Genomic DNA, 19,452 nt, shown 5'->3' on the forward strand with positions numbered 1-19,452 from the left:
TCCGGCGGCCTCACGAGGAGCCCTCGCCACCGCTCGGCGCCGACCTGAGCCGGAGCGAGCACGCGCGGTTCGCGCGGGACGCGCACAGCGCGCTGCAGAGGATGGTGGCCGCGATGACCGCGCGCGCCCTGGAGGAGGCACGAGCGACCGCGGAGAACGTCCGGCTGCTGCTCCAGCCGGCTCCCGACCCGACGGCGACGCCTCCAGGAGACACCGCCGGCCGGCGGCCCGGTCGGCCTCAGCGGTACCGGAGGCGCTCGGCGAGCCGCGCCAGGTCCTTCCTCATCGCGCCCTCCATGGCCCTCGCCATCACCCGAGCACCGATCTTCGCGAACCCGCTCGGCGCGCCGCGGTTGCGCAGCCTCATCCGGGTCCCGCCCGGCACCGACTCCCACGTGTAGGTGGTCTCCATCGGGAACGGCCCGTCGGCGGTGCGCATCACCAGCCGATCACCCGGCTCGAGCTCGACCACCTCGTAGGTGTAGCTCAGCCGGCGACCCAGGAAGCGGGCCTCGAAGTCCATCCGGGAACCGACTGCGACCGGCGGCGGGGTCTGCCAGTTCACCGACACGATGTTGGCGTACCACTGCGGCGCGTTGCTCGGGTCGCCGGCGTAGGACGCCACGACCTCGCGGGGGTGGGGGATGACGGCCTCCACGGCGACGTCGACATCCATGTCCCGAGCATGGCCCCTCATCGCGGGTCGGCGCGCAGCTCCGGCTCGCACCCGCACCGGCGTCGCGGAGTCCGCCCGGCAGCTCCGTGGTGGCGACCCGGGTGGTGCCGACCAGGTCGGCGAGCGCTCGCCGGTCAGCCGGATCTCCGGTCCGCGAGGTGAGAGCAGTCCGGTCTCCGGGGAGACCTGTCGTGGCGGTGAGCGGAGAGGACGCAGGCTCCTTCCTACCGGAGGAGGCTCCGCGCGATGACCATCCGCTGGATCTGGTTGGTGCCCTCGTAGATCTGGGTGATCTTGGCGTCGCGCATCATCCGCTCGACCGGGAAGTCCTGCGTGTAGCCGGCGCCGCCGAAGAGCTGCACGGCGTCGGTGGTGACCTTCATGGCCACGTCGGAGGCGAAGGCCTTGGCGGCGGCGCACAGCCGGCCGAGGTCGGGGTCCACCTTGCCGCCGGAGTTGCCGGCCTCGCCGCGGGCGGCCGCGACGTAGACCAGGTGCCGGGCGGCCTCGATCTGCATGGCCATGTCGGCGAGCATGAACTGCACGCCCTGGAAGTCGCTGACCGCGCGGCCGAACTGCTTGCGCTCGCGGGTGTACTCGACGGCGGCGTCGAGCGCGCCCTGGGCGATCCCGACGGCCTGCGCGCCGATGGTCGGGCGGGTGTAGTCCAGCGTGCGCAGCGCGGTCTTGAAGCCGGTGCCGGGCTCGCCGATGACCCGGTCGGCCGGGATGGTGCAGTCGGTGAAGTAGAGCTCGCAGGTGGGCGAGCCCTTGATGCCCATCTTCCGCTCCTTCGGGCCCACGGCGAAGCCCGGGTCGTCGCGGTGGACGGCGAAGGCGGAGATGCCGTTGGCCCGCTGCTCCGGGTCGGTGACGGCCATGACCGTGTACCACTCGGAGACGCCGGCGTTGGTGATCCAGGCCTTGGTGCCGTTGAGCACCCAGGTGTCGCCGTCCCGCCGGGCCCGCGTCTTCATCGAGGCGGCGTCGGAGCCGGCCTCCCGCTCGGACAGGCCGTAGCTGATCATCGCGTCACCGGCGGCGATCGGGGCGAGCACCTGCTGCTTGAGGTCCTCCGACGCCGACAGGATCACCGGCATCGAGCCGAGCTTGTTGACCGCCGGGATGAGCGAGGCCGAGACGTCGACCCGCGCGACCTCCTCGATGACGATGCAGGTGGCGACCGCGTCGGCGCCCTCGCCGCCGTACTGCTCGGGGATGTGGGTGGCGTGGAAGCCGGCCGCCGTCAGCGCCTTCTGCGCCTCGATCGGGTACCGCGACTCGGCGTCCACCTCGGCCGCGTACGGCTTGATCTCCCGCTCCGCGAGGTCCCGGACGGCGGCCCGGATCGCGTCGTGCTCCTCGGTCAGCTGGTACAGCCCTGCACTACTCACGGGTAGATGCTAGGACGCCCTCGCGGTGATCAGGAGCGGCCGGTCCGTGCGTGGCGTCGGGACGCTGACCACCGGGGTGGCCCCGTACAGCTCGGTGGCGATCGTCAGCTTGCGGGCACGGACCGCCTCCCCGGTGGCGGCCAGTGTGCCCGGGCGGCCGGTCGCGGGATCCACCACTCGGGCGCTGCCCGGCTGGAGGAGGTGCCAGGCCGAACCCGCCTCCAGCAGGGAGCCGTGTTTCACGTCGTAGTAGCCGGGCCGGACGGGCACGGCGATCCCCCGGGCACCGACGGCCGAGGCGATCAGGTGGGGGTGGAAGCGGGTGCTGAACCACCGCTGGTGGGCCCCCGCGGGCATCCCGCGCTCGAGCAACTCGACCCAGGGCACGAACACCAGACCCGGCAACAGCCCGGCGAGCCGGTCGAAGACGCGACGGTCGACCCGCGGGATGCACTCGAGCACGGCCGTGCGGGCCGGGTCGACGCCCCAGTGGTCGAGGTGGGTCAGGCACTGCTCGGTGAGCCGCTCGCAGCCCGACCCCTCCAGCAGGTCGTCCTGCACGCAGACGACGGCGTCGATCTCCGTGGCCCGTTCGGCGTCGACGAGCGTCGACATCTCGGCGAGCCACAGGTCGTCACCCGAGTGGGCTCCGGGGCGGCCGAGCAGCCCGGCGCTCGCGCTGTCGCGGACGTCCACCGTGTCCAGCCGCCGGACCAGCCGCCGGGTCAGGGCGACCGCGTCGTCCCCCAGGGGCGCGAGGCCCTGGCCGGTCATGGCCGTGCGCGCCCCGTGCCGCGCAGCCCAGTCCAGGGCCGCGAGGAGGCCGAGGTGCCGCGGCCAGACGCCGTTGACGAAGCCGCCACCGATCAGGTGGACGACCGAGGCCTGACCGAAGCGGCGCAGTCCCGGGACCCACCGCGGCGCCTGACCGTGGTCGTCGAGTGCGCCGGCGACGAAGGACACGACCTCCCAGGCGTCGTCGGACGGCGCCTCCCAGCAGAGCCGGAACAGCGTGTCGACACACCGCAGCCTGGGGTGAGCGTCGGCCAGCAGCGCCTGCGCGCCGGCGGGGTTGGGGCAGTCCAGCCAGACGTCCACGTCCGGCGCACGCACGGCGAGCTCCCGCAGCCAGGTGCGGGTGATGAGCTCGTCACCGACGTTGGGGTGTCCGGCAGTGGAGATGAGGTAGTGCACGTCCGCTCCGGTTCTCGTGGCACCGGACCGAGCCGACGCTGCCGTCAATCAGCTCACGGTAAGAGCTCAACCACCCTGCGTGAGGTACCGGACGGGGGTCCTGTCACGGCTGGGGCGGTTGGTGACCAGAGAGGCGGTCGCGCAGCGCGGCGTCGCGGGCCGCCACGGAGTCGGCGAGGTCGGCCTGGAACCGCTCGACCGCCGCCCGCAGCCGCGGGTCCGCGGCGGCCAGGATGCGGACGGCGAGCAGCCCGGCGTTGCGCCCGCCGCCGATGGACACCGTGGCCACCGGCACGCCCGCCGGCATCTGCACGATCGACAGCAGGCTGTCGAGGCCGTCGAGCCGGTCCAGCGGCCGGGGGACGCCGACGACCGGCAACGGGGTGGCCGCGGCGAGCATGCCGGGCAGGTGGGCCGCTCCCCCGGCCCCGGCGACGAGCACCCGCAGGCCCCGCCCGGCCGCCGAGGTGGCGTAGTCGAGCATCCGCTGCGGCGTGCGGTGCGCGGACAGCACGTGCACCTCGTACGGGACGCCGAACTCGGCGAGCGCCTGTGCGGCGGGTTCCATCGTCGGCCAGTCGGAGTCGCTGCCCATGACGACGCCGACGAGGGGGCTGCCGACGAGCGGGTCCACTCAGTGCTCCCGGGGGAAGGCGAAGGCGGGGTCGACCACGCCGTCGGCGAGGTAGCGGGCCGCGGCGAGCGCGCGGGCGCGGACCTCCGCGAGGTCGTCGCCCAGCGCGGTGACGTGGCCGAGCTTGCGGCCGGGGCGCTGGCCCTTGCCGTACCAGTGCAGCTTGACGTCGGGCCAGTGCGCCATGAGGTGGTGCACCCGCTCGTCGACGCCGGGGCCGTCCCAGCCCTCCGCCGACGCCGCCCCGCCGAGCACGTTGGCCGTGACCACGACCGGCGCGGTCATCGCCGTCGACCCCAGGGGGTAGTCGAGGACGGCGCGCAGGTGCTGCTCGAACTGGCTGGTGCGCGCGCCCTCGATCGTCCAGTGCCCGGAGTTGTGCGGGCGCATCGCCAGCTCGTTCACCAGCACCCCGTCGGCGGTCCGGAACAGCTCCACGGCCATGACCCCGACGACGCCCACCCGGTCGGCGACGCGGACGGCGAGCTCCTGGGCGGCCAGCACGGTCTCCTCGTCCAGCCCGGGTGCGGGCGCCAGGACCTCGGTGTTGATGCCGTCGCGCTGGACGGTCTCGACCACCGGCCAGACGGCGACCTGCCCGAACGGGGAGCGGGCCACGAGCACCGCGAGCTCCCCCACCAGCGGCAGCCGCTCCTCGACCAGCAGGGTCCCGTGCCGCTCCAGCAGGTCGGCGACCTGGTCGGGACCGTGGACGACGAAGACCCCCCGGCCGTCGTAGCCCCCGCGCGGGGTCTTGACGACGACCGGCCAGCCGACCTCCTCGGCGAACGCGGCCACCGCGTGCACCGTGGGCGCCTCAGCCCAGGCCGGCTGCGGCTCCCCCGCCCCGGCCAGCGCCCGGCGCAGGACCAGCTTGTCCTGGGCGTGCAACAGCGCATCGGGGCCGGGGGCGACCCGTACGCCCTCGGCGGCCAGGGCGCGCAGGTGCTCGTTGGGCACGTGCTCGTGGTCGAAGGTGAGCACGGTGGCTCCGTCGGCCACGGCGCGCAGCGCACCCAGGTCGCGGTGGTCGCCGAGCCGGACATCGGCGGCGACCAGCGCCGCGGACTCGTCGGCACCGGTGGCCAGCACCCGCAGCGACTGGCCGAGGGCGATCGCGGCCTGGTGGGTCATGCGCGCGAGCTGTCCCCCGCCGACCATGACGACGACAGGTAGACCGGTGCGCGGGTCGAGGGAGGTCATGGCGCTGTCGAGGCTAGTGGCCCGGCCCAGTGCGTCAGCCACCGTCCGCCCGAGCGAGGACCGTGGTCCGGATCGAGCGACCCACCTCGTCGGCCACCTCCTGTGTGGGGTGGACGCCGTCCGAGGACGCACCCGCCACCCAGCGCCCGTCCTGCGCAACCCCCGCCCACGGGTCGGTGAAGACCCAGCCCTGCTCTGTCGCAACCTGCCGGAGCCGGTCGTTGTACGCGGTGACGGACTCCGCGTGGGCAGCGGACGGCGGTATCGCCGAGACGATGACCTCCCCGATGCGTAGTGTCCGCGTGATCGCCAGGAGGTTGTCCCGGCTGGCTGTCCAGTCGACGCCGGTGCCGACGTCGTTGGTACCGGCCATGACCACCAGGACGTCGCCGTCGACGTGTCGGACCCCACTGCGCATGTCCGCGGTGGTGGCGCCGGGGACCGCCCATCCACCGCCGAGGAGGAGCGGGTCGCCCACCGCGGACGGCACCCACGACCCCTCGCCCTCGATCTCGCCTCCTGCCAGGGGTCGTGAACCAGCGGTGAGCGAGTCACCGATGACGACGAGGACGACGCCGCTGGTGTCGACGCCCTCGACGTGGTCTGGCGAGGCGGAGCACGCGGTCGCTGACAGCGCCGCGAGCAGCACGCCCGCGCTCAGCCGGCGGACTCGGCGCGGACGGGCCAGGCGGGTGGGGGATCGCACGGACCGATTGTCTGCTCAACCCGGAGGAGACGATGGAACGCGCGCTGAGCGGTGGGGGGCGGCGAGGCCGTGAGCCGTAGAGTCGGTGCAATGCGGCTCCTCCCGGCTCTCCGCCGCCGCGCTGAGACGACGTGTCACGCGTTGCTCAGGGAACTCAGCGCATTCGGCGCGGTCGGCGCGGCGTGCTTCGCCCTCGACGTCGGACTGTTCCAGCTCCTCTACGTCTCCGGCACCGGCGCGGTGACCGCGAAACTGGTGTCCACGACCGTCTCGACGACGGCGGCCTACCTCGGGCACCGGTTCTGGTCCTTCACGCACCGGGAGCGCACCGGCTACCGGCGGGAGTACGCCGCCTTCATGTTGGTGAACGGGACTACACTGCTGATGGGACTGGCCCTGGTGGCGTTCGTGCGTCATCCGCTCGGCCAGGAGCACGCGCTGGTGCTGCAGGCGACGAACGTCGCCTCCATCGGACTGGGCACCGTGGTCCGCTGGTTCGCCTACCGGCGCTGGGTCTTCCCGCCGAGGGCCGATGACGTCGCCCGACCCGAAAGGGCATCCCGGGACCCCGTGGCGGCATCCACGCCGTCCAGCGCCTGACCCAGCACACCGAACTCCGGGGCAGGCAAGGCCCCACCTGCCTCACGCACACCGGGGGCCCGAGATCTCGCGTCCCACGGGATCCGTGGGACCAGTGATGCTCCCGGTGTGACGGAGAGGTCCGGTCCGGGGCGTCGTCCTCCAGTCGAGCTACCGAATCGTTACGTTCGGCAACGCCCGCCCGCTCCTCTGCGGACGGCGACCGAGCCGACTCCGTCACCGGGCGGCGATCCGCGACCCACACGGGGAGTTACGTCGGTGCGTACGACCAGCAGCTCAGGGAACAGCCAGCGACGCCTCGGCATGCTCGACGTCCTGCGCCTGTTCGCGGCCATGGCTGTCATGGGCTTCCACTTCACCGCTCGCGACAGCCCGGCCTGGGACGGTCCGGTGCCCGAAGCGGTCGCTCCGGTAGGGGAGTGGACCACCTATGGACGCCTGGGCGTCCCGCTGTTCTTCGTCATCAGCGGATTCGTCCTGCTGATGAGCTCCTGGAACAGGGACCTCCCCGATTTCATCGCCTCCCGGGCGGGCCGACTCTTTCCCGCCTACTGGGCGGCAGTCACGATCAGCATCGTCCTGGTACTCGTCCTCTGGCCCGAGAACCCCGCCTTCTTCGACAAGCAGGTCGGTGTCGCTCGCAGCCTCCTGAACCTCACGATGGTGCAGGCCGCCTTCGGTGTGCCGGACCTGGACGGTGTGTACTGGACCCTGTGGTACGAGGCGCGGTTCTACGCCCTCATCGCGCTGCTGATGCTGTGGGGCATAACGCGCGGCCGGGTCCTGGCGTTCTGTGCCCTCTGGCCGATCGTCGGAGCCATTGCCGCGGCCACGCACTCCGACCTGCTCACCGTCGTCCTCATGCCGGACTACGCTCCGTTCTTCTCCGGGGGGATGCTGCTCTTTGTCGTCCACCGGGATGGCCACGACCTCGGGACGTGGCTGCTGGTGGGGATGCAGGCGCTGTTCGGCCTCAACTTCGCCATGGGCTACTACCCAGGCGCACTCTCGGACGAGGTCCCCTGGCCTCCGTCGAAGGTGGGGATCGCACTCGCGACCCTGGCCTGCTTCGGCCTGGTGGCCCTCGTGACGCTCACTCCGCTCGCCACCACGCACGCCCGCTGGATGCCCCTGGCAGGCGCTCTGACGTATCCGCTCTATCTGATCCACGAGAACCTGGGCTGGTACGTCATCCACCTCTTCCGCGACAGCACCGGCCCCTGGGCGGCCATCGGCCTGGCGACCGCAGTGTCGTGCCTCGTGGGACTGGCCCTGCACCATCTGGTCGAGAAGCCCTGCGGTCCTCGCCTGCGGCGGGCGACGCTGGGGATGCTGCAGGGCGGCGGGCGCGGGAGCGAGCGGGTGGGGGTCTCCGCTCCCGCCCCGGTGGATGACCGACCACTCATCTCACGCCCCCACGCGATGCGGTCCACGGCGAGCGCGCCGGTGGGCATCCCCCGGCACAGCGCCTCCCGGGACCTCCATCGCCACCTCCCCGCACTGGACCGCCAGCCCCGCTCCGGACGCACCGACCCCCGGACACCCCGTTCGTCGCCGGATAGCGCGTCTCCCGTCAGGGGGGTCTGACCCGGCTGGCAGAGGTAGGCGGCGACCCGCCCGGAGGGTCGTCGTCGGGACCCCGCTCAGCCCGCGAGGCGCGAGCCCGACCGCCCGGCCACGACCTCCAGTCGGGTGGGGATGCGGGTACGCAGCTCCTCGAGGTGGCTGATCACCCCGACCGTGCGCCCGCCGCGGCGCAGCTCGTCGAGCACGGTCATCACCGCGTCGAGCGCCTGAGCGTCCAGCGTGCCGAAGCCCTCGTCGACGAAGAGCGTGTCCATCTGCACGCCGCCGGCCTCGGCGGTGACGACGTCGGCCAGGCCGAGGGCGAGGGCGAGGGAGGCCATGAAGCTCTCGCCGCCGGAGAGGGTCTTGGTCGGGCGCCGGGTGCCGGTGTACTCGTCGAGCACGTCGAGGCCCAGGCCGCCGCGGGCGCCGTGCCGGCCCAGGGCGTCGCTGTGCAGGAAGGTGTAGCGCCCCCGCGACATCTCCTGCAGCCGGCGGCTGGCCACCTCGGCCACCTGCTCGAGGCGGGCGGCGAGCACGAAGGACTGCAGCCGCATCCGCAGCGTGTTGGCACCGCGGCCGCCGACCAGGTCGGCCAGCCCGCCGACCTGGTCGGCGCGGGCGCGGCGCTCGGCGAGCTCCTCCTCCGCGGCCAGGACGTCGCCGGCCAGCCCGTCGAGCGCTGCCGCGCAGCGGCGGGCCTGGTCGAGGGCGGTCACCGCCTCCTCGCGGCGGGCGGTGAGCGCGGTGTAGCGCTCCTGCAGGGCCGCGACGTCGGGCCGCTGGTCGAGGTCGGCGAGGTCGGGGTCGGCGAGGGTGGCGGCGAGCACCGCGCGGGCGTCGTCGTGCGCGCGCAGCCGCGCGTCGAGGGCGGCGAGCTCACCGGCGGGCAGCAGGGCGCGGCCGGCGTCGGAGACGCCGGCGAACCCGGCCGCGGCCGCGCGCTCCCCGGCCGCGGCGCCGGCGGTGGTGACCGCCTCGGTGGCGCGCACCTCCTCCTCCGCCGCGGCGACGGCGGCCTCGCAGCGCTCCGCTTCGGCGGTCAGCCGGGCGGCGCGAGAGGGCAGGTCGGGGTCGTCACCGCGGGCTGCGTCGACGCGGGCGGCCGCCTCGGCCGCCGCCTGCTCGGCCGCCGCCTGCTCGGCGGTGCGGCGCTGCAGCGCCTCCCGGTCGGCGGCGAGCGCCGCGGCGGACGCGTCGCGGCGCTGCTCGGCCGCGACCAGCGCCCGGCGGGCGGCCTCGACGCCGCCGGCCAGCCGGGACACCTCCTCGAGCTCGGCCCGGCCGGCCGTGGCGCGGGCGGCCAGCGCCTCGGCCGGCTCGTCGCCCGCGCGGGCGCGCAGCACGGCGAGCTCGCGCTCCTGCGCCTCGACCCCCGCCGCGGCGGCGGTGCGGCGCTCGTCGGCGGCGTCGGCGGCGGCGCGGGCGCGCTCCTCGTCGTCGGCGGTGACCGGCGCCCCGGCCGGGACCGCCGGGCGCGGGTGCTCGGCGGAGCCGCACACCGGGCAGTCGGCACCGTCGGTCAGCCCGGCGGCGAGCTCGGCGGCCATGCCGTCGAGACGGGCGGTGCGCACCTCCACCAGCCGCTCCCGCGCCTCCAGCCAGCCCAGCCGGGCGGCGTCGGCCGCGGCGCGGGCGCCGTCGAGCCGGCCGGCGAGCGCGGCGGCGCGGGTGGCGGCGTCGAGAGCGGCGCGGGCGGCCTCCGCGGCGGCGGTCAGGCCGGGCAGCCGCGCGGCGGCGGCCTGCGCGGCGTCGAGGCGGGCCTGGGCGGCGGCCACCCGCGCCGGCTCCTCCTCCGCGGCCCGCGCGCCGTCGGCGCAGGCGGCGGTCAGCCGCTGCACCGCGCCGGCGAGCCGGGACGCGTCGCCGGCCAGCGCGCGGGCCCGGCCGGCGTCGGGCAGCAGCGCGCGGGCCTGCGCGGCGGCGTCCCGCAGGTCGCGCGCCGTCGCCGAGGTGGCCGGGTGCCCACCGCCGACCGCGGCCCAGGCGGCCGCGGCGCGCTCGCGGGCCGCGGCGGCGCGCGCGGCGGCGAGCGCGCCGCGCTCGGCGGTCTCCAGCACGTCGCGGAGCACCTCGGCACGGCGCCCGGCGTCGGCGCGGGCCCGCAGCGGCGCCAGCTGCGGCTCCCGGGCGGTGAGCTCCTCGAGTGAGGCGCGGGCGCGGTCCCGCCGGGCGTGCCGGTCGGCGAGCGCGCGGGCGGCGGCGAGCTCGGCGTCGGCCCGGGCGCTGTCGGCGGCCGCGGCCGCCGCGGCGGTCCGCGCGGCGGCCAGCCGCTCGGCCGCCTGGGTGCGGACCTGCCGCACCCAGGCGCCCACCGACGCACCCGGCCGCGCGCCGACCAGCTCCGGCGCGAGGTCCTCGGGCACCGCGACGTCGGCGATCTGGGCCACCCGGTGCAGCAGCATGCTCACCCGGTGCCGGTCGGCGCGCAGCGCCTCCTCGGCGGCCCGCCGCTCGCCGGCCAGCCACTCCTCGGCACGGGCGAACCGGTCGACGTCGAAGAGGGTGCGCAGCAGCTTGGCGCGGTCCTCGGGCTCGGCGCGCAGGAACCGGGCGAAGTCGCCCTGCGGGAGCAGCACCACCTGGCAGAACTGCTCGGCCGAGAGCCCCAGCCGGACGCGCAGGTACTCCGACCCCTCGTCGATGCGGGTGCTCACCGGCTCCCAGGTGCTGCCGGTCCAGCGCTGCACGGTGAGCCGCGCCTGCTCGGTGGTCTCGCCGGTGCCGCGCTTCTTGGGCCGGGTCTGCTCCGGCCGGCGCACCACGCGCAGCCGCTCCCCGGCCAGGGTGAGCTCGCAGCCGACCTCGGTGCGGGTGGCGGCGTCGGCGTGGTCGCTGCGCAGCCGGCGGGCCTCGCCGCGGGCTCCGGGCACCACGCCGTAGAGGGCGAACACGACGGCGTCGAGCAACGTCGTCTTGCCCGCTCCGGTGGGACCCCACAGCAGGAACAGCCCGTCACGGGCGACGTCGTCGACGTCGACGGTCTCGGTGCCGGCGAAGGGCCCGAAGGCGGTGAGCGTGAGGGAGTGCAGCCTCACCGGGCGGGCTCCTCGCGGGTCGCGGCGGCCAGCGCGCGCCCGAGCAGGTGTCGCTCGGCAGAGGTGGCGGCGACCCCGCCGCGGACGTGGCTGACGAACTCGCCGGCGACGTCGAGGTCGCCGCGCCCGCGCAGCCGCTCCTGGTAGCTGCGCCCGTCGGGGGTCCCGCCGCCGGACCACTCCAGGTGCACGCAGTGCGGGAAGCGGGTGCGCAGCTTGCGCATCGGGTCGGTCGGGCGCACGGGGTCGGTGAGGCGGGCGGAGACGAACGCCTCCTCGGCCGCGGCGTGCACCGGGTCGGCCAGCAGCTCCTCGAGGGTGCCGCTGAGGACCCGCAGGGCGCGGGGCAGGGGCAACGGCACGGCGCGGACGCCGGCCAGCCCGCCGGCGTCGAGGTCGACCAGCCACACCTGCTTGTCCTGGCCGGCCTCGCCGAAGGAGTAGGGCAGCGGCGAACCGCTGTAGCGCAGCCGGTCGGACAGCGACTGCGGCCGGTGGAGGTGGCCCAGCGCCACGTAGTCGACGCCGTCGAACACCGACGCGGGCACCAGGTCGACGCCGCCGACGCAGATGTCGCGCTCGCTGTCGCTGGCCACGCCGCCGCCGACGAAGGCGTGCGCCAGCACGACCGAGCGGGTGCCCGGGCGGAGGAAGAGGTCGGCGCGGACGCGGTCCATCGCCGCCCGCAGCACCGCCTCGTGGCTGCGCGCCTCGCGCAGGCCGAGCTCGTGGCGGGCGAGCTCGGGCTCCAGGTAGGGCAGGCCGTAGACCGCGACGTCGCCGTGCGCGTCGGACAGCAGCACCGGCTCGTCGAGGCCGCCGGTGGTCGTGCGGAAGTGCACGCCCGACCGGGTCAGCAGGCCGGAGAAGGTGCTCAGCCGGCGCGCGGAGTCGTGGTTGCCCGGCGTCAGGACGACCGCCGCGCCGGCCCCGACCAGCCGGGCGACCACCGCGTCGAGGACGGCCTGCGCATCGGCCGAGGGCACCGCACGGTCGTAGACGTCACCGGCCACCACGACCGCGTCGACCCGCTCGGCGGCGACGACGTCGGCCAGGCCGGAGAGCACCGTCTCCTGCTCGGCGAGCAGGTCGGCGCCGTGCAGTGACCGTCCGATGTGCCAGTCGGAGGTGTGCAGCAGCCGCATGGGTGCGGAAGGTAGGTCGCCGTACCGACAGATCCGGCCAGGCTCGCCGTGACCGATCGGTCACACCCCGCCGGGGGCGCGGGCCGGCGGGTCAGCGCAGGCGGGTGGTGCGGGACTCGACCGACGACCAGTCCTGGTACCAGTCCTCGTCGTGCCCGTCCCCGGCGGGGCCGCCCAGCCGAGGGTCGTCCTCGACGAGCTGGGCCAGCAGCGCCTGCACGCCGTCGCTGTCGGGCAGGCGGCGCAGCACCAGCGGGGGCCCGTCGCCGGCGGACTCCACGGTGACCGTGCCCGACCGCACGATCCGCTCCCACGGCGTCTGGCGGCAGGAGACGTCGGTGACGCGGGAGAGGGCGACGTCGCGGCCGCGGCGGGAGAGCACGCCGGTCCGTACCAGCACCCGGTGCGTGGTCACGACGACGTGGGTGGTGCGCCAGCGCAGCAGGGGGCCCGCGACGGCGACGGTGAGCACGACCAGCGCGACCGCCAGCAGCAGCATCCGCAGCACGCCCTGCTGGCGGCCGGCGGGGACGAGCGCGGCGAGGTAGGAGGCGGCGCCCACGACCACGAGGAACCGGACCACCGGCCAGAACAGCGTCGTCCAGTGCGGGTGCAGGTGGGCGACGACCTCCTCGTCGTCGGCCAGCAGCCGGTCGGGGTAGGGCACGTAGAGGAGGATGACCGAGCGGAGCCCGCGAGTCAGGTTCCCCGCGGGCGTGTCCGCACGTGCTGCACGTCGCCGGTGGCCAGCTCCACGGTGCCGGTCGCGGTCGACAGCACCAGCCGGCCGTCCCAGTCGACGGCGGTGACGGAACCGGCCACCTCCGACCCGTCGGGCAGGGTGACGACGACGTCGGCGCCGACCGTCGAGGACCAGGCGAGGTAGTCGCGGGCCAGGTCGCTGGCGACGGGGTCGCCGAGCGCGGCGGTCCAGGCGAGGTAGCGGCGTTCCAGCCCGCGCAGGAAGGTCAGCAGCAGCGGGCCCCGGTCGACGGGGCCGCCGGTGACCACCGACAGCGACGTCCCGGTGGGCGGCAGCTCCTCGCGGCGGGTGGTGACGTTGAGCCCGGTGCCGACGACGACCGCGCCGCTCGAGGCCTCGGCGAGGATCCCGGCGAGCTTGGCGCCGTCGACGGCCAGCAGGTCGTTGGGCCACTTGAGCGACGTGCGGACCCCGGCGACCTCGCCGACGGCCTCGGCCAGGGCCACGCCGGTGAGCAGCGGCAGCCAGCCGCGGCGGGCGGCCGGGACGTCGGGGCGCAGCAGCACCGAGACGGTCAGCCCGGCGCGTGGCGGCGAGACCCAGGTGCGGTCGAGCCGGCCGCGCCCGGCGGACTGGTGCTCGGCGACCAGGACCGTCCCCTCCGGCTCCCCGTCGGCGGCCCGTCCGGCGAGGACGGCGTTGGTCGAGCCGGTCTCCTCGACGACCTCCAGCGCGCGCCACAGGCGGCTGTCGCGGACGAGGGCGGCCTGCAGGGCCGCGGCGTCCAGCGGTGGGCGGTCGAGCTCCGACCAGCGGGCGGAGGGCGCGTCGGGCACTCCCCTACGCTACGGCTCCGTGAGTGCGGCTGAACTGGAGAGCGCCGGCGAGCACGTCCCCGGCGACGTCGACATCCACACGACCGCCGGCAAGCTGGCGGACTTCGGGCAGCGTGTCGAGGAGGCCGTGCACGCGGGCTCGCAGCGGGCGGTCGAGAAGCAGCACGCGGCGGGGAAGATGACCGCCCGCGAGCGGATCGAGGCGCTGCTGGACCCCGGCTCGTTCACCGAGCTCGACGAGTTCGCCCGCCACCGCTCCACCACCTTCGGCATGGAGGCCCGCCGGCCCTTCGGCGACGGCGTCGTCACCGGGTACGGCACCGTCGACGGCCGGCCGGTCTGCGTCTTCTCCCAGGACGTCACCGTGTTCGGCGGCAGCCTCGGCGAGGTCTACGGCGAGAAGATCGTCAAGGTCCTCGACCTGGCCCTGCGCAACGGCTGCCCGGTCATCGGCATCAACGAGGGCGGCGGCGCGCGCATCCAGGAGGGCGTGGTCTCCCTCGGCCTCTACGGCGAGATCTTCCGGCGCAACGTGCACGCCTCCGGCGTCGTCCCGCAGATCTCGCTGGTGATGGGCGCCGCGGCCGGCGGGCACGTCTACTCCCCCGCGCTCACCGACTTCATCGTCATGGTCGACAAGACCAGCCAGATGTTCATCACCGGTCCCGACGTCGTGAAGACGGTGACCGGCGAGGACGTCACGCTCGAGGAGCTCGGCGGCGCCCGCACCCACAACACGAAGTCCGGCGTCGCGCACTACCTCGCCGAGGACGAGGCCGACGCCCTCGACTACGTCAAGGCGCTGCTGTCCTACCTGCCGAGCAACAACCTCGACCCGCTGCCGGCCGTCGACGTCGCGCCGGTCGACGTCACGCTGCCCGACGCGGTGACCGAGGAGGACCTCGAGCTCGACGGCTTCGTCCCGGACTCGCCGAACACGCCCTACGACATGCACACCGTCATCGAGCACGTCCTCGACGACGGCGAGTTCCTCGAGGTGCAGGCCCTGTTCGCGCCGAACATCCTCGTCGGCTTCGGCCGGGTCGAGGGGCGGCCGGTCGGCGTCGTGGCCAACCAGCCCACCCAGTTCGCCGGCACGCTCGACATCGACGCCAGCGAGAAGGCCGCCCGCTTCGTGCGCACCTGCGACGCGTTCAACGTCCCGGTGCTCACCTTCGTCGACGTCCCGGGCTTCCTCCCCGGCACGTCGCAGGAGTGGGAGGGGATCATCCGCCGCGGGGCGAAGCTGATCTACGCCTACGCCGAGGCCACGGTCCCGAAGGTCACGGTGATCACCCGCAAGGCCTACGGCGGCGCCTACGACGTCATGGGTTCCAAGCACCTGGGCGCCGACCTCAACCTGGCCTGGCCGACCGCGCAGGTGGCGGTCATGGGCGCGCAGGGCGCGGTCAACATCCTCTACCGGCGCGAGCTCGCCGACGCCGACGACCCCGAGGCCCGCCGCGCCGAGCTGGTCACCGAGTACGAGGACACCCTGCTGTCCCCCTACATCGCCGCCGACCGCGGCTTCGTCGACCAGGTCATCCTGCCGTCGCACACCCGCGTCCAGGTGACCAAGGCGCTGCGGCTGCTGGCCAACAAGCGCCAGACCCTGCCGCCGAAGAAGCACGGGAACATCCCGCTGTGACGACGACACCGTCGTCCGCCGAGAGCGCGCCGCAGCGCCCGCTGCTGAGGGTCGTCCGGGGGGAGCCCACCGCCGAGGAGCTCGCCGCGCTGACCGTCGTGGTCGCCGCGCTCTCCCAGCGGAGCCGGCCGCGCCGCCGGCCGGTCCCGGTCGGGGCGTGGGCCTCCCCCGCCGCCCTGCACCGGCCGGTCCTGCGCCCCGGCCCCGGTGGCTGGCGCGCCGCGGGACGGCCCGGATGAGCCGGAGGCTGGTGCTGGCCTCCGCCTCGCCGGCCCGGCTGGCACTGCTCCGCCAGGCGGGGCTCGCCCCCGAGGTCGTCGTGAGCGACCTCGACGAGTCCACCGTCACCGCGCCGCGCGTCGGCGAGCGGGTGGCGCTCCTGGCCGCGGCGAAGGCCGCCACCGTCGCCGGCCGGGAGGACGACGCCCTCGTCGTCGGCGCCGACTCCCTGCTGGAGTTCCGCGGGCAGGCCATGGGGAAGCCGGCCGACGCGCACGAGGCCCGCGACCGCTGGCGGCGGATGTCCGGGCGCTCCGGGGTCCTGCACACCGGCCAGGCGCTGCTCGACGTGCGCGCCGGCCGGGTCGAGGGCCGCGACGTCGTCGTCACCTCGACCGTCGTGCACTTCGCCACCCCGACGGCGGAGGAGATCGAGGCCTACCTGGCCACCGGGGAGCCGCTCGCGGTCGCCGGCGCCTTCACCCTCGACGGGCTCGGCGCGCCGTTCGTCCGCCGGGTCGAGGGGGACCCGGCGTCGGTCGTCGGCCTGTCGCTGGCCGCGCTGCGCGAGCAGCTGCGCCGCCGCGGGCTGACGATCACCGACCTCTGGCGGCGGTAGGTCGTCTCAGTCACCGTCCGGCGGCACGGCCGGCCGACGGGCGACCGCCGACCGCGGATCCGGGGACACCGCCAAGCAGTCGCAGTCCGCCACGGACCCGGCCAGGTAGGCGGCCACCCGCGCCGCTGACATCGGGTGCCGGGATACCCAGTCGGACCGTTCGGCCTCCCGGACGAAGAAGTCGGTGTAGCCACGCGCTGCCAGCGTGTCGACCACCTCGTGGACACCGGGCCGGTTGACCTCGAAGAAGACCGACGGTCGGGCCGTGGTCAGGCCCCGTACCACGCCGGACTCGTGACCCTCGACGTCGATCTTGACGAGCACCGGGCTCCCGTGCTCGGCCACGAGCGAGTCCAGCGTCCGCAGCGGGACGGTGATCCTGCCGTTCCACTCCAGCTCGGCGCCGGCACCGGTGGCCCCGCCTGTGGCACGCGTCTCCTCCAGGGTGGCCAGCGCGTCCGCGGTCGTGCAGTACAGCGTCGCCTCGCCCGCGTGGTCGGACACCGCCGTCCCCACCACGGTCACCAACGGGTCGGCGCGGAAGCGGGCGCGCAGGTGCGCGCTCAGGCGGGGCTGGGGCTCGACCGCCACGACCCGGGTCCCCAGGTCGCGGAAGGCGGCCGTGAACTCGCCGATGTTGGCCCCGACGTCGAACACCAGGTCCCCGGGGCGGACGAGCTCGGCGAACAGGCGACGCTGACGGCGCCGCGTCCCGGTGACCTTGCGGCCGACGTTGCGCAGGTGGAAGTAGAGCGCCGGCATGCGGGTGAGGAGCAGACGATGCACGACCAGCATCCGCGGATGCTATGCGAGGACCGACGCCGCGTGCGCCCGCCGGAGCGGGTCCCGAAGGCGAGGGCACCGCCGGACGTCGGCGTCGCACTGGCTACAGTCCGACCGGTCCACCAACGAGGGAGCAGCCCGGTGCAGAAGGTCCTGATCGCCAACCGCGGCGAGATCGCCGTCCGCGTGGCCCGCGCCTGCCGGGACGCCGGGCTGACCAGCGTCGCGGTGTACGCCGAGACCGACCGGGACGCCCTCCACGTGCGCGCCGCCGACGAGGCCTTCGCCCTCGGCGGGACGACGCCGGGCGACTCCTACCTGGTGATCGACAAGATCCTCGACGCCGCCAAGCGCTCGGGCGCCGACGCGGTGCACCCCGGCTACGGCTTCCTGTCGGAGAACGCGGACTTCGCGCAGGCCGTCATCGACGCCGGGCTGACCTGGATCGGCCCCTCCCCCGAGTCGATCGTCGCCCTCGGCGACAAGGTCGCCGCCCGGCACATCGCCACGAAGGCCGGCGCGCCGCTCGTACCCGGCACGAAGGACCCGGTCGCCGGCGCCGACGAGGTGGTCGCCTTCGCCCGGGAGCACGGCCTGCCGGTGGCCATCAAGGCCGCCTTCGGAGGTGGCGGGCGCGGCCTGAAGGTCGCCCGCACCGAGGAGGAGATCCCCCACCTGTTCGACTCCGCCGTCCGCGAGGCGGTGGCCGCCTTCGGCCGCGGCGAGTGCTTCGTCGAGCGCTTCCTCGACAAGCCGCGGCACGTCGAGGCGCAGGTGCTGGCCGACACCCACGGCAACGTCGTCGTGGTCGGCTCCCGCGACTGCTCGCTGCAGCGGCGCAACCAGAAGCTGGTCGAGGAGGCCCCGGCGCCGTTCCTCACCGACGAGCAGCGCGCCCGCATCCACGAGTCGGCCAAGGCCATCTGCCGGGAGGCCGGGTACCACGGCGCCGGTACGGTGGAGTACCTCGTCGGCACCGACGGTTCGATCTCCTTCCTCGAGGTCAACACCCGCCTGCAGGTGGAGCACCCGGTCAGCGAGGAGACCAGCGGCATCGACCTGGTCCGCCAGCAGTTCCGCATCGCCGAGGGCCTGCCGCTGTCGATCACCGAGGACCCCGCCCCCCGCGGGCACAGCATCGAGTTCCGGATCAACGCCGAGGACGCCGGGCGCAACTTCATGCCCGCCCCCGGCCCGGTCACCCGGCTGGAGATCCCGCAGGGCCCCGGTGTCCGCTGGGACTCCGGCGTCGAGACCGGCGGCGAGGTGGCAGGCGCGTTCGACTCGATGCTGGCCAAGCTGATCGTCACCGGGGCCACCCGCGCGGAGGCGCTGCAGCGCGCCCGCCGTGCGCTCGACGAGCTCGTCGTCGAGGGCATGCCGACGGTGATCCCGTTCCACCGGGCGGTGGTCCGCGACGAGGCGTTCACCAGCGAGCCGTTCACGGTGCACACCCGGTGGATCGAGACCGAGTGGGACAACCAGGTCCCGCCCTACAGCGCCGCGCCGGCCGAGGCCGACGAGGAGGCGCCGAGGCAGACCGTCGTCGTCGAGGTCGGCGGTCGGCGCCTCGAGGTGTCGCTGCCCGCCAGCCTGGCGGCCGGCGGCGGGCCGGCCCCGGCCGGTGCCGAGCCCCGGCCGCGCAAGCGGGGCTCGGGTCACGGCGGGTCGGCCGCCTCCGGCGACAGCCTCACCTCGCCCATGCAGGGCACGATCGTCAAGGTCGCCGTCGCCGACGGGGACACCGTCGCCGAGGGCGACCTGGTCGTCGTCCTCGAGGCGATGAAGATGGAGCAGCCGATCACCGCGCACAGGGCCGGCACGGTCAGCGGCCTGTCCGCCGAGGTCGGCGCCACCGTCACCAGCGGTGCGGCCATCTGCACGATCGTCGACGCCGCGTAGCACCCGGGACCGGGCAGGCACACCCGGCCACGCGCCTCCGGCCATGGCCTGACGGCCTAGGGGCCCGGTCGGTCAGTAGGAGCGGCCGTAACGGGACGACCACAGGGCCCGGCCGCCGGTCGCGTACAGCACCAGGTTGCCGTCGTCCTGCATCCGCAGCTGAGCGCCGGGACTGCCCTGGGTGCGGGCGTTCCACACCGCGCGCCCGTCGGAGGCGTACACCACCAGGTTCCCGTCGGGCTGCAGCACCGTCCGCGCACCGGGGCTGCCGTGGGTGTGCGCGTGCCACAGCACCCGCCCGTCGGAGGCGTACACCACCAGGTTGCCGTCGGGCTGGGCCACCACCCGGTACTCCCCCGACGGCGAGCGCAGCGACTGCCCACCCGCCATCCGGTCCCCGGCGCGCAGCACGTCGAAGGCGTCCCGGCCGGTCCACCAGGCCGGTGATCCATCCACTCGGTACAGCACCAGGTTGCCGTCGTCCTGCATCCGCAGCTGAGCGCCGGGACTGCCCTGGGTGCGGGCGTTCCACACCGCGCGCCCGTCGGAGGCGTACACCACCAGGTTCCCGTCGGGCTGCAGCACC

At 74.9% G+C, this 19,452-nt stretch carries 18 protein-coding genes; 6 read left to right on the forward strand and 12 right to left on the reverse strand.

Annotation, left to right across the window (positions count from 1 at the left end):
- Positions 1 to 238: 238 nt before the first annotated feature.
- From ACI79O_RS03920 to ACI79O_RS03945, 6 genes are all read right to left on the reverse strand, one after another.
- Complete coding sequence (locus ACI79O_RS03920; protein WP_456887727.1) at positions 239 to 676, reverse strand: SRPBCC family protein; 438 nt, start codon at positions 674 to 676, stop codon at positions 239 to 241.
- A 224-nt stretch (positions 677 to 900) separates the two neighbouring features.
- Positions 901 to 2,070 carry an acyl-CoA dehydrogenase family protein gene (locus tag ACI79O_RS03925; RefSeq protein WP_456913416.1) on the reverse strand — a complete coding sequence of 390 codons (1,170 nt, stop codon included), beginning with the start codon at positions 2,068 to 2,070 and terminating at the stop codon, positions 901 to 903.
- A gap of 9 nt (positions 2,071 to 2,079) precedes the next feature.
- Complete coding sequence (locus ACI79O_RS03930; protein WP_456913417.1) at positions 2,080 to 3,264, reverse strand: polysaccharide pyruvyl transferase family protein; 1,185 nt, start codon at positions 3,262 to 3,264, stop codon at positions 2,080 to 2,082.
- 103 nt (positions 3,265 to 3,367) lie between these two features.
- Positions 3,368 to 3,898 carry a 5-(carboxyamino)imidazole ribonucleotide mutase gene (gene purE / locus ACI79O_RS03935; protein WP_456913418.1) on the reverse strand — a complete coding sequence of 177 codons (531 nt, stop codon included), beginning with the start codon at positions 3,896 to 3,898 and terminating at the stop codon, positions 3,368 to 3,370.
- Positions 3,899 to 5,101 (reverse strand): 5-(carboxyamino)imidazole ribonucleotide synthase, encoded by a 1,203-nt coding sequence (locus tag ACI79O_RS03940; protein WP_456887720.1) that lies wholly within the window; start codon positions 5,099 to 5,101, stop codon positions 3,899 to 3,901.
- A gap of 34 nt (positions 5,102 to 5,135) precedes the next feature.
- A complete protein-coding gene (locus tag ACI79O_RS03945) occupies positions 5,136 to 5,807 on the reverse strand; it encodes an SGNH/GDSL hydrolase family protein (protein ID WP_456913419.1) in 672 nt (223 codons plus the stop codon).
- 141 nt (positions 5,808 to 5,948) lie between these two features.
- On the opposite strand from ACI79O_RS03945, the gene ACI79O_RS03950 reads away from it, so the two are divergent.
- Both ACI79O_RS03950 and ACI79O_RS03955 read left to right on the forward strand, forming a co-directional pair.
- On the forward strand, positions 5,949 to 6,407 hold the full coding sequence (locus tag ACI79O_RS03950; RefSeq protein WP_456913420.1) for a GtrA family protein: 459 nt from the start codon (positions 5,949 to 5,951) through the stop codon (positions 6,405 to 6,407).
- Positions 6,408 to 6,710: 303 nt separating this feature from the next.
- Complete coding sequence (locus tag ACI79O_RS03955) at positions 6,711 to 7,994, forward strand: acyltransferase family protein (RefSeq protein ID WP_456887714.1); 1,284 nt, start codon at positions 6,711 to 6,713, stop codon at positions 7,992 to 7,994.
- A 56-nt stretch (positions 7,995 to 8,050) separates the two neighbouring features.
- Here ACI79O_RS03955 and ACI79O_RS03960 read toward each other — a convergent pair whose 3' ends face one another.
- From ACI79O_RS03960 to ACI79O_RS03975, 4 genes are all read right to left on the reverse strand, one after another.
- Complete coding sequence (locus tag ACI79O_RS03960; protein WP_456913421.1) at positions 8,051 to 11,011, reverse strand: AAA family ATPase; 2,961 nt, start codon at positions 11,009 to 11,011, stop codon at positions 8,051 to 8,053.
- The gene (locus tag ACI79O_RS03965; RefSeq protein ID WP_456887709.1) at positions 11,008 to 12,156 is read right to left on the reverse strand and encodes an exonuclease SbcCD subunit D; all 1,149 of its coding nucleotides are present in this window, start codon (positions 12,154 to 12,156) and stop codon (positions 11,008 to 11,010) included. The genes ACI79O_RS03960 and ACI79O_RS03965 overlap by 4 nt, the downstream gene beginning before the upstream one ends.
- Before the next feature lie 91 nt (positions 12,157 to 12,247).
- Positions 12,248 to 12,823: a PH domain-containing protein gene (locus tag ACI79O_RS03970; protein ID WP_456913422.1), complete on the reverse strand. Its 576-nt coding sequence runs from the start codon at positions 12,821 to 12,823 to the stop codon at positions 12,248 to 12,250.
- 32 nt (positions 12,824 to 12,855) lie between these two features.
- A complete protein-coding gene (locus ACI79O_RS03975; RefSeq protein WP_456887701.1) occupies positions 12,856 to 13,695 on the reverse strand; it encodes a biotin--[acetyl-CoA-carboxylase] ligase in 840 nt (279 codons plus the stop codon).
- A gap of 19 nt (positions 13,696 to 13,714) precedes the next feature.
- Between ACI79O_RS03975 and ACI79O_RS03980 the strand changes: the two genes are divergently transcribed.
- The 3 genes from ACI79O_RS03980 to ACI79O_RS03990 are packed head-to-tail and all read left to right on the forward strand — an operon-like array spanning position 13,715 to position 16,181.
- A complete protein-coding gene (locus tag ACI79O_RS03980) occupies positions 13,715 to 15,343 on the forward strand; it encodes an acyl-CoA carboxylase subunit beta (protein ID WP_456887699.1) in 1,629 nt (542 codons plus the stop codon).
- Entirely contained in the window at positions 15,340 to 15,582 is a 243-nt protein-coding gene (locus tag ACI79O_RS03985) for an acyl-CoA carboxylase subunit epsilon (protein WP_456913423.1), read from the forward strand. The genes ACI79O_RS03980 and ACI79O_RS03985 overlap by 4 nt, the downstream gene beginning before the upstream one ends.
- Entirely contained in the window at positions 15,579 to 16,181 is a 603-nt protein-coding gene (locus ACI79O_RS03990; RefSeq protein ID WP_456877754.1) for a Maf family protein, read from the forward strand. Before ACI79O_RS03985 ends, ACI79O_RS03990 begins: the two co-directional genes overlap by 4 nt.
- Positions 16,182 to 16,187: 6 nt before the next feature.
- Here the strand turns inward: ACI79O_RS03990 and ACI79O_RS03995 are convergent, their stop codons facing one another.
- Complete coding sequence (locus ACI79O_RS03995) at positions 16,188 to 16,976, reverse strand: FkbM family methyltransferase (protein ID WP_456887696.1); 789 nt, start codon at positions 16,974 to 16,976, stop codon at positions 16,188 to 16,190.
- A 129-nt stretch (positions 16,977 to 17,105) separates the two neighbouring features.
- On the opposite strand from ACI79O_RS03995, the gene ACI79O_RS04000 reads away from it, so the two are divergent.
- Positions 17,106 to 18,866, forward strand: a complete 1,761-nt coding sequence (locus ACI79O_RS04000; RefSeq protein ID WP_456913424.1) for an acetyl/propionyl/methylcrotonyl-CoA carboxylase subunit alpha — start codon at positions 17,106 to 17,108, stop codon at positions 18,864 to 18,866.
- Between the two features lie 72 nt (positions 18,867 to 18,938).
- On the opposite strand, the gene ACI79O_RS04005 is transcribed toward ACI79O_RS04000, so the two are convergent.
- A partial coding sequence (locus tag ACI79O_RS04005; protein WP_456887691.1) for a hypothetical protein occupies positions 18,939 to 19,452 on the reverse strand: 514 nt, incomplete at its 5' end.

The organism is Geodermatophilus sp. SYSU D00696 (genome assembly GCF_054050235.1).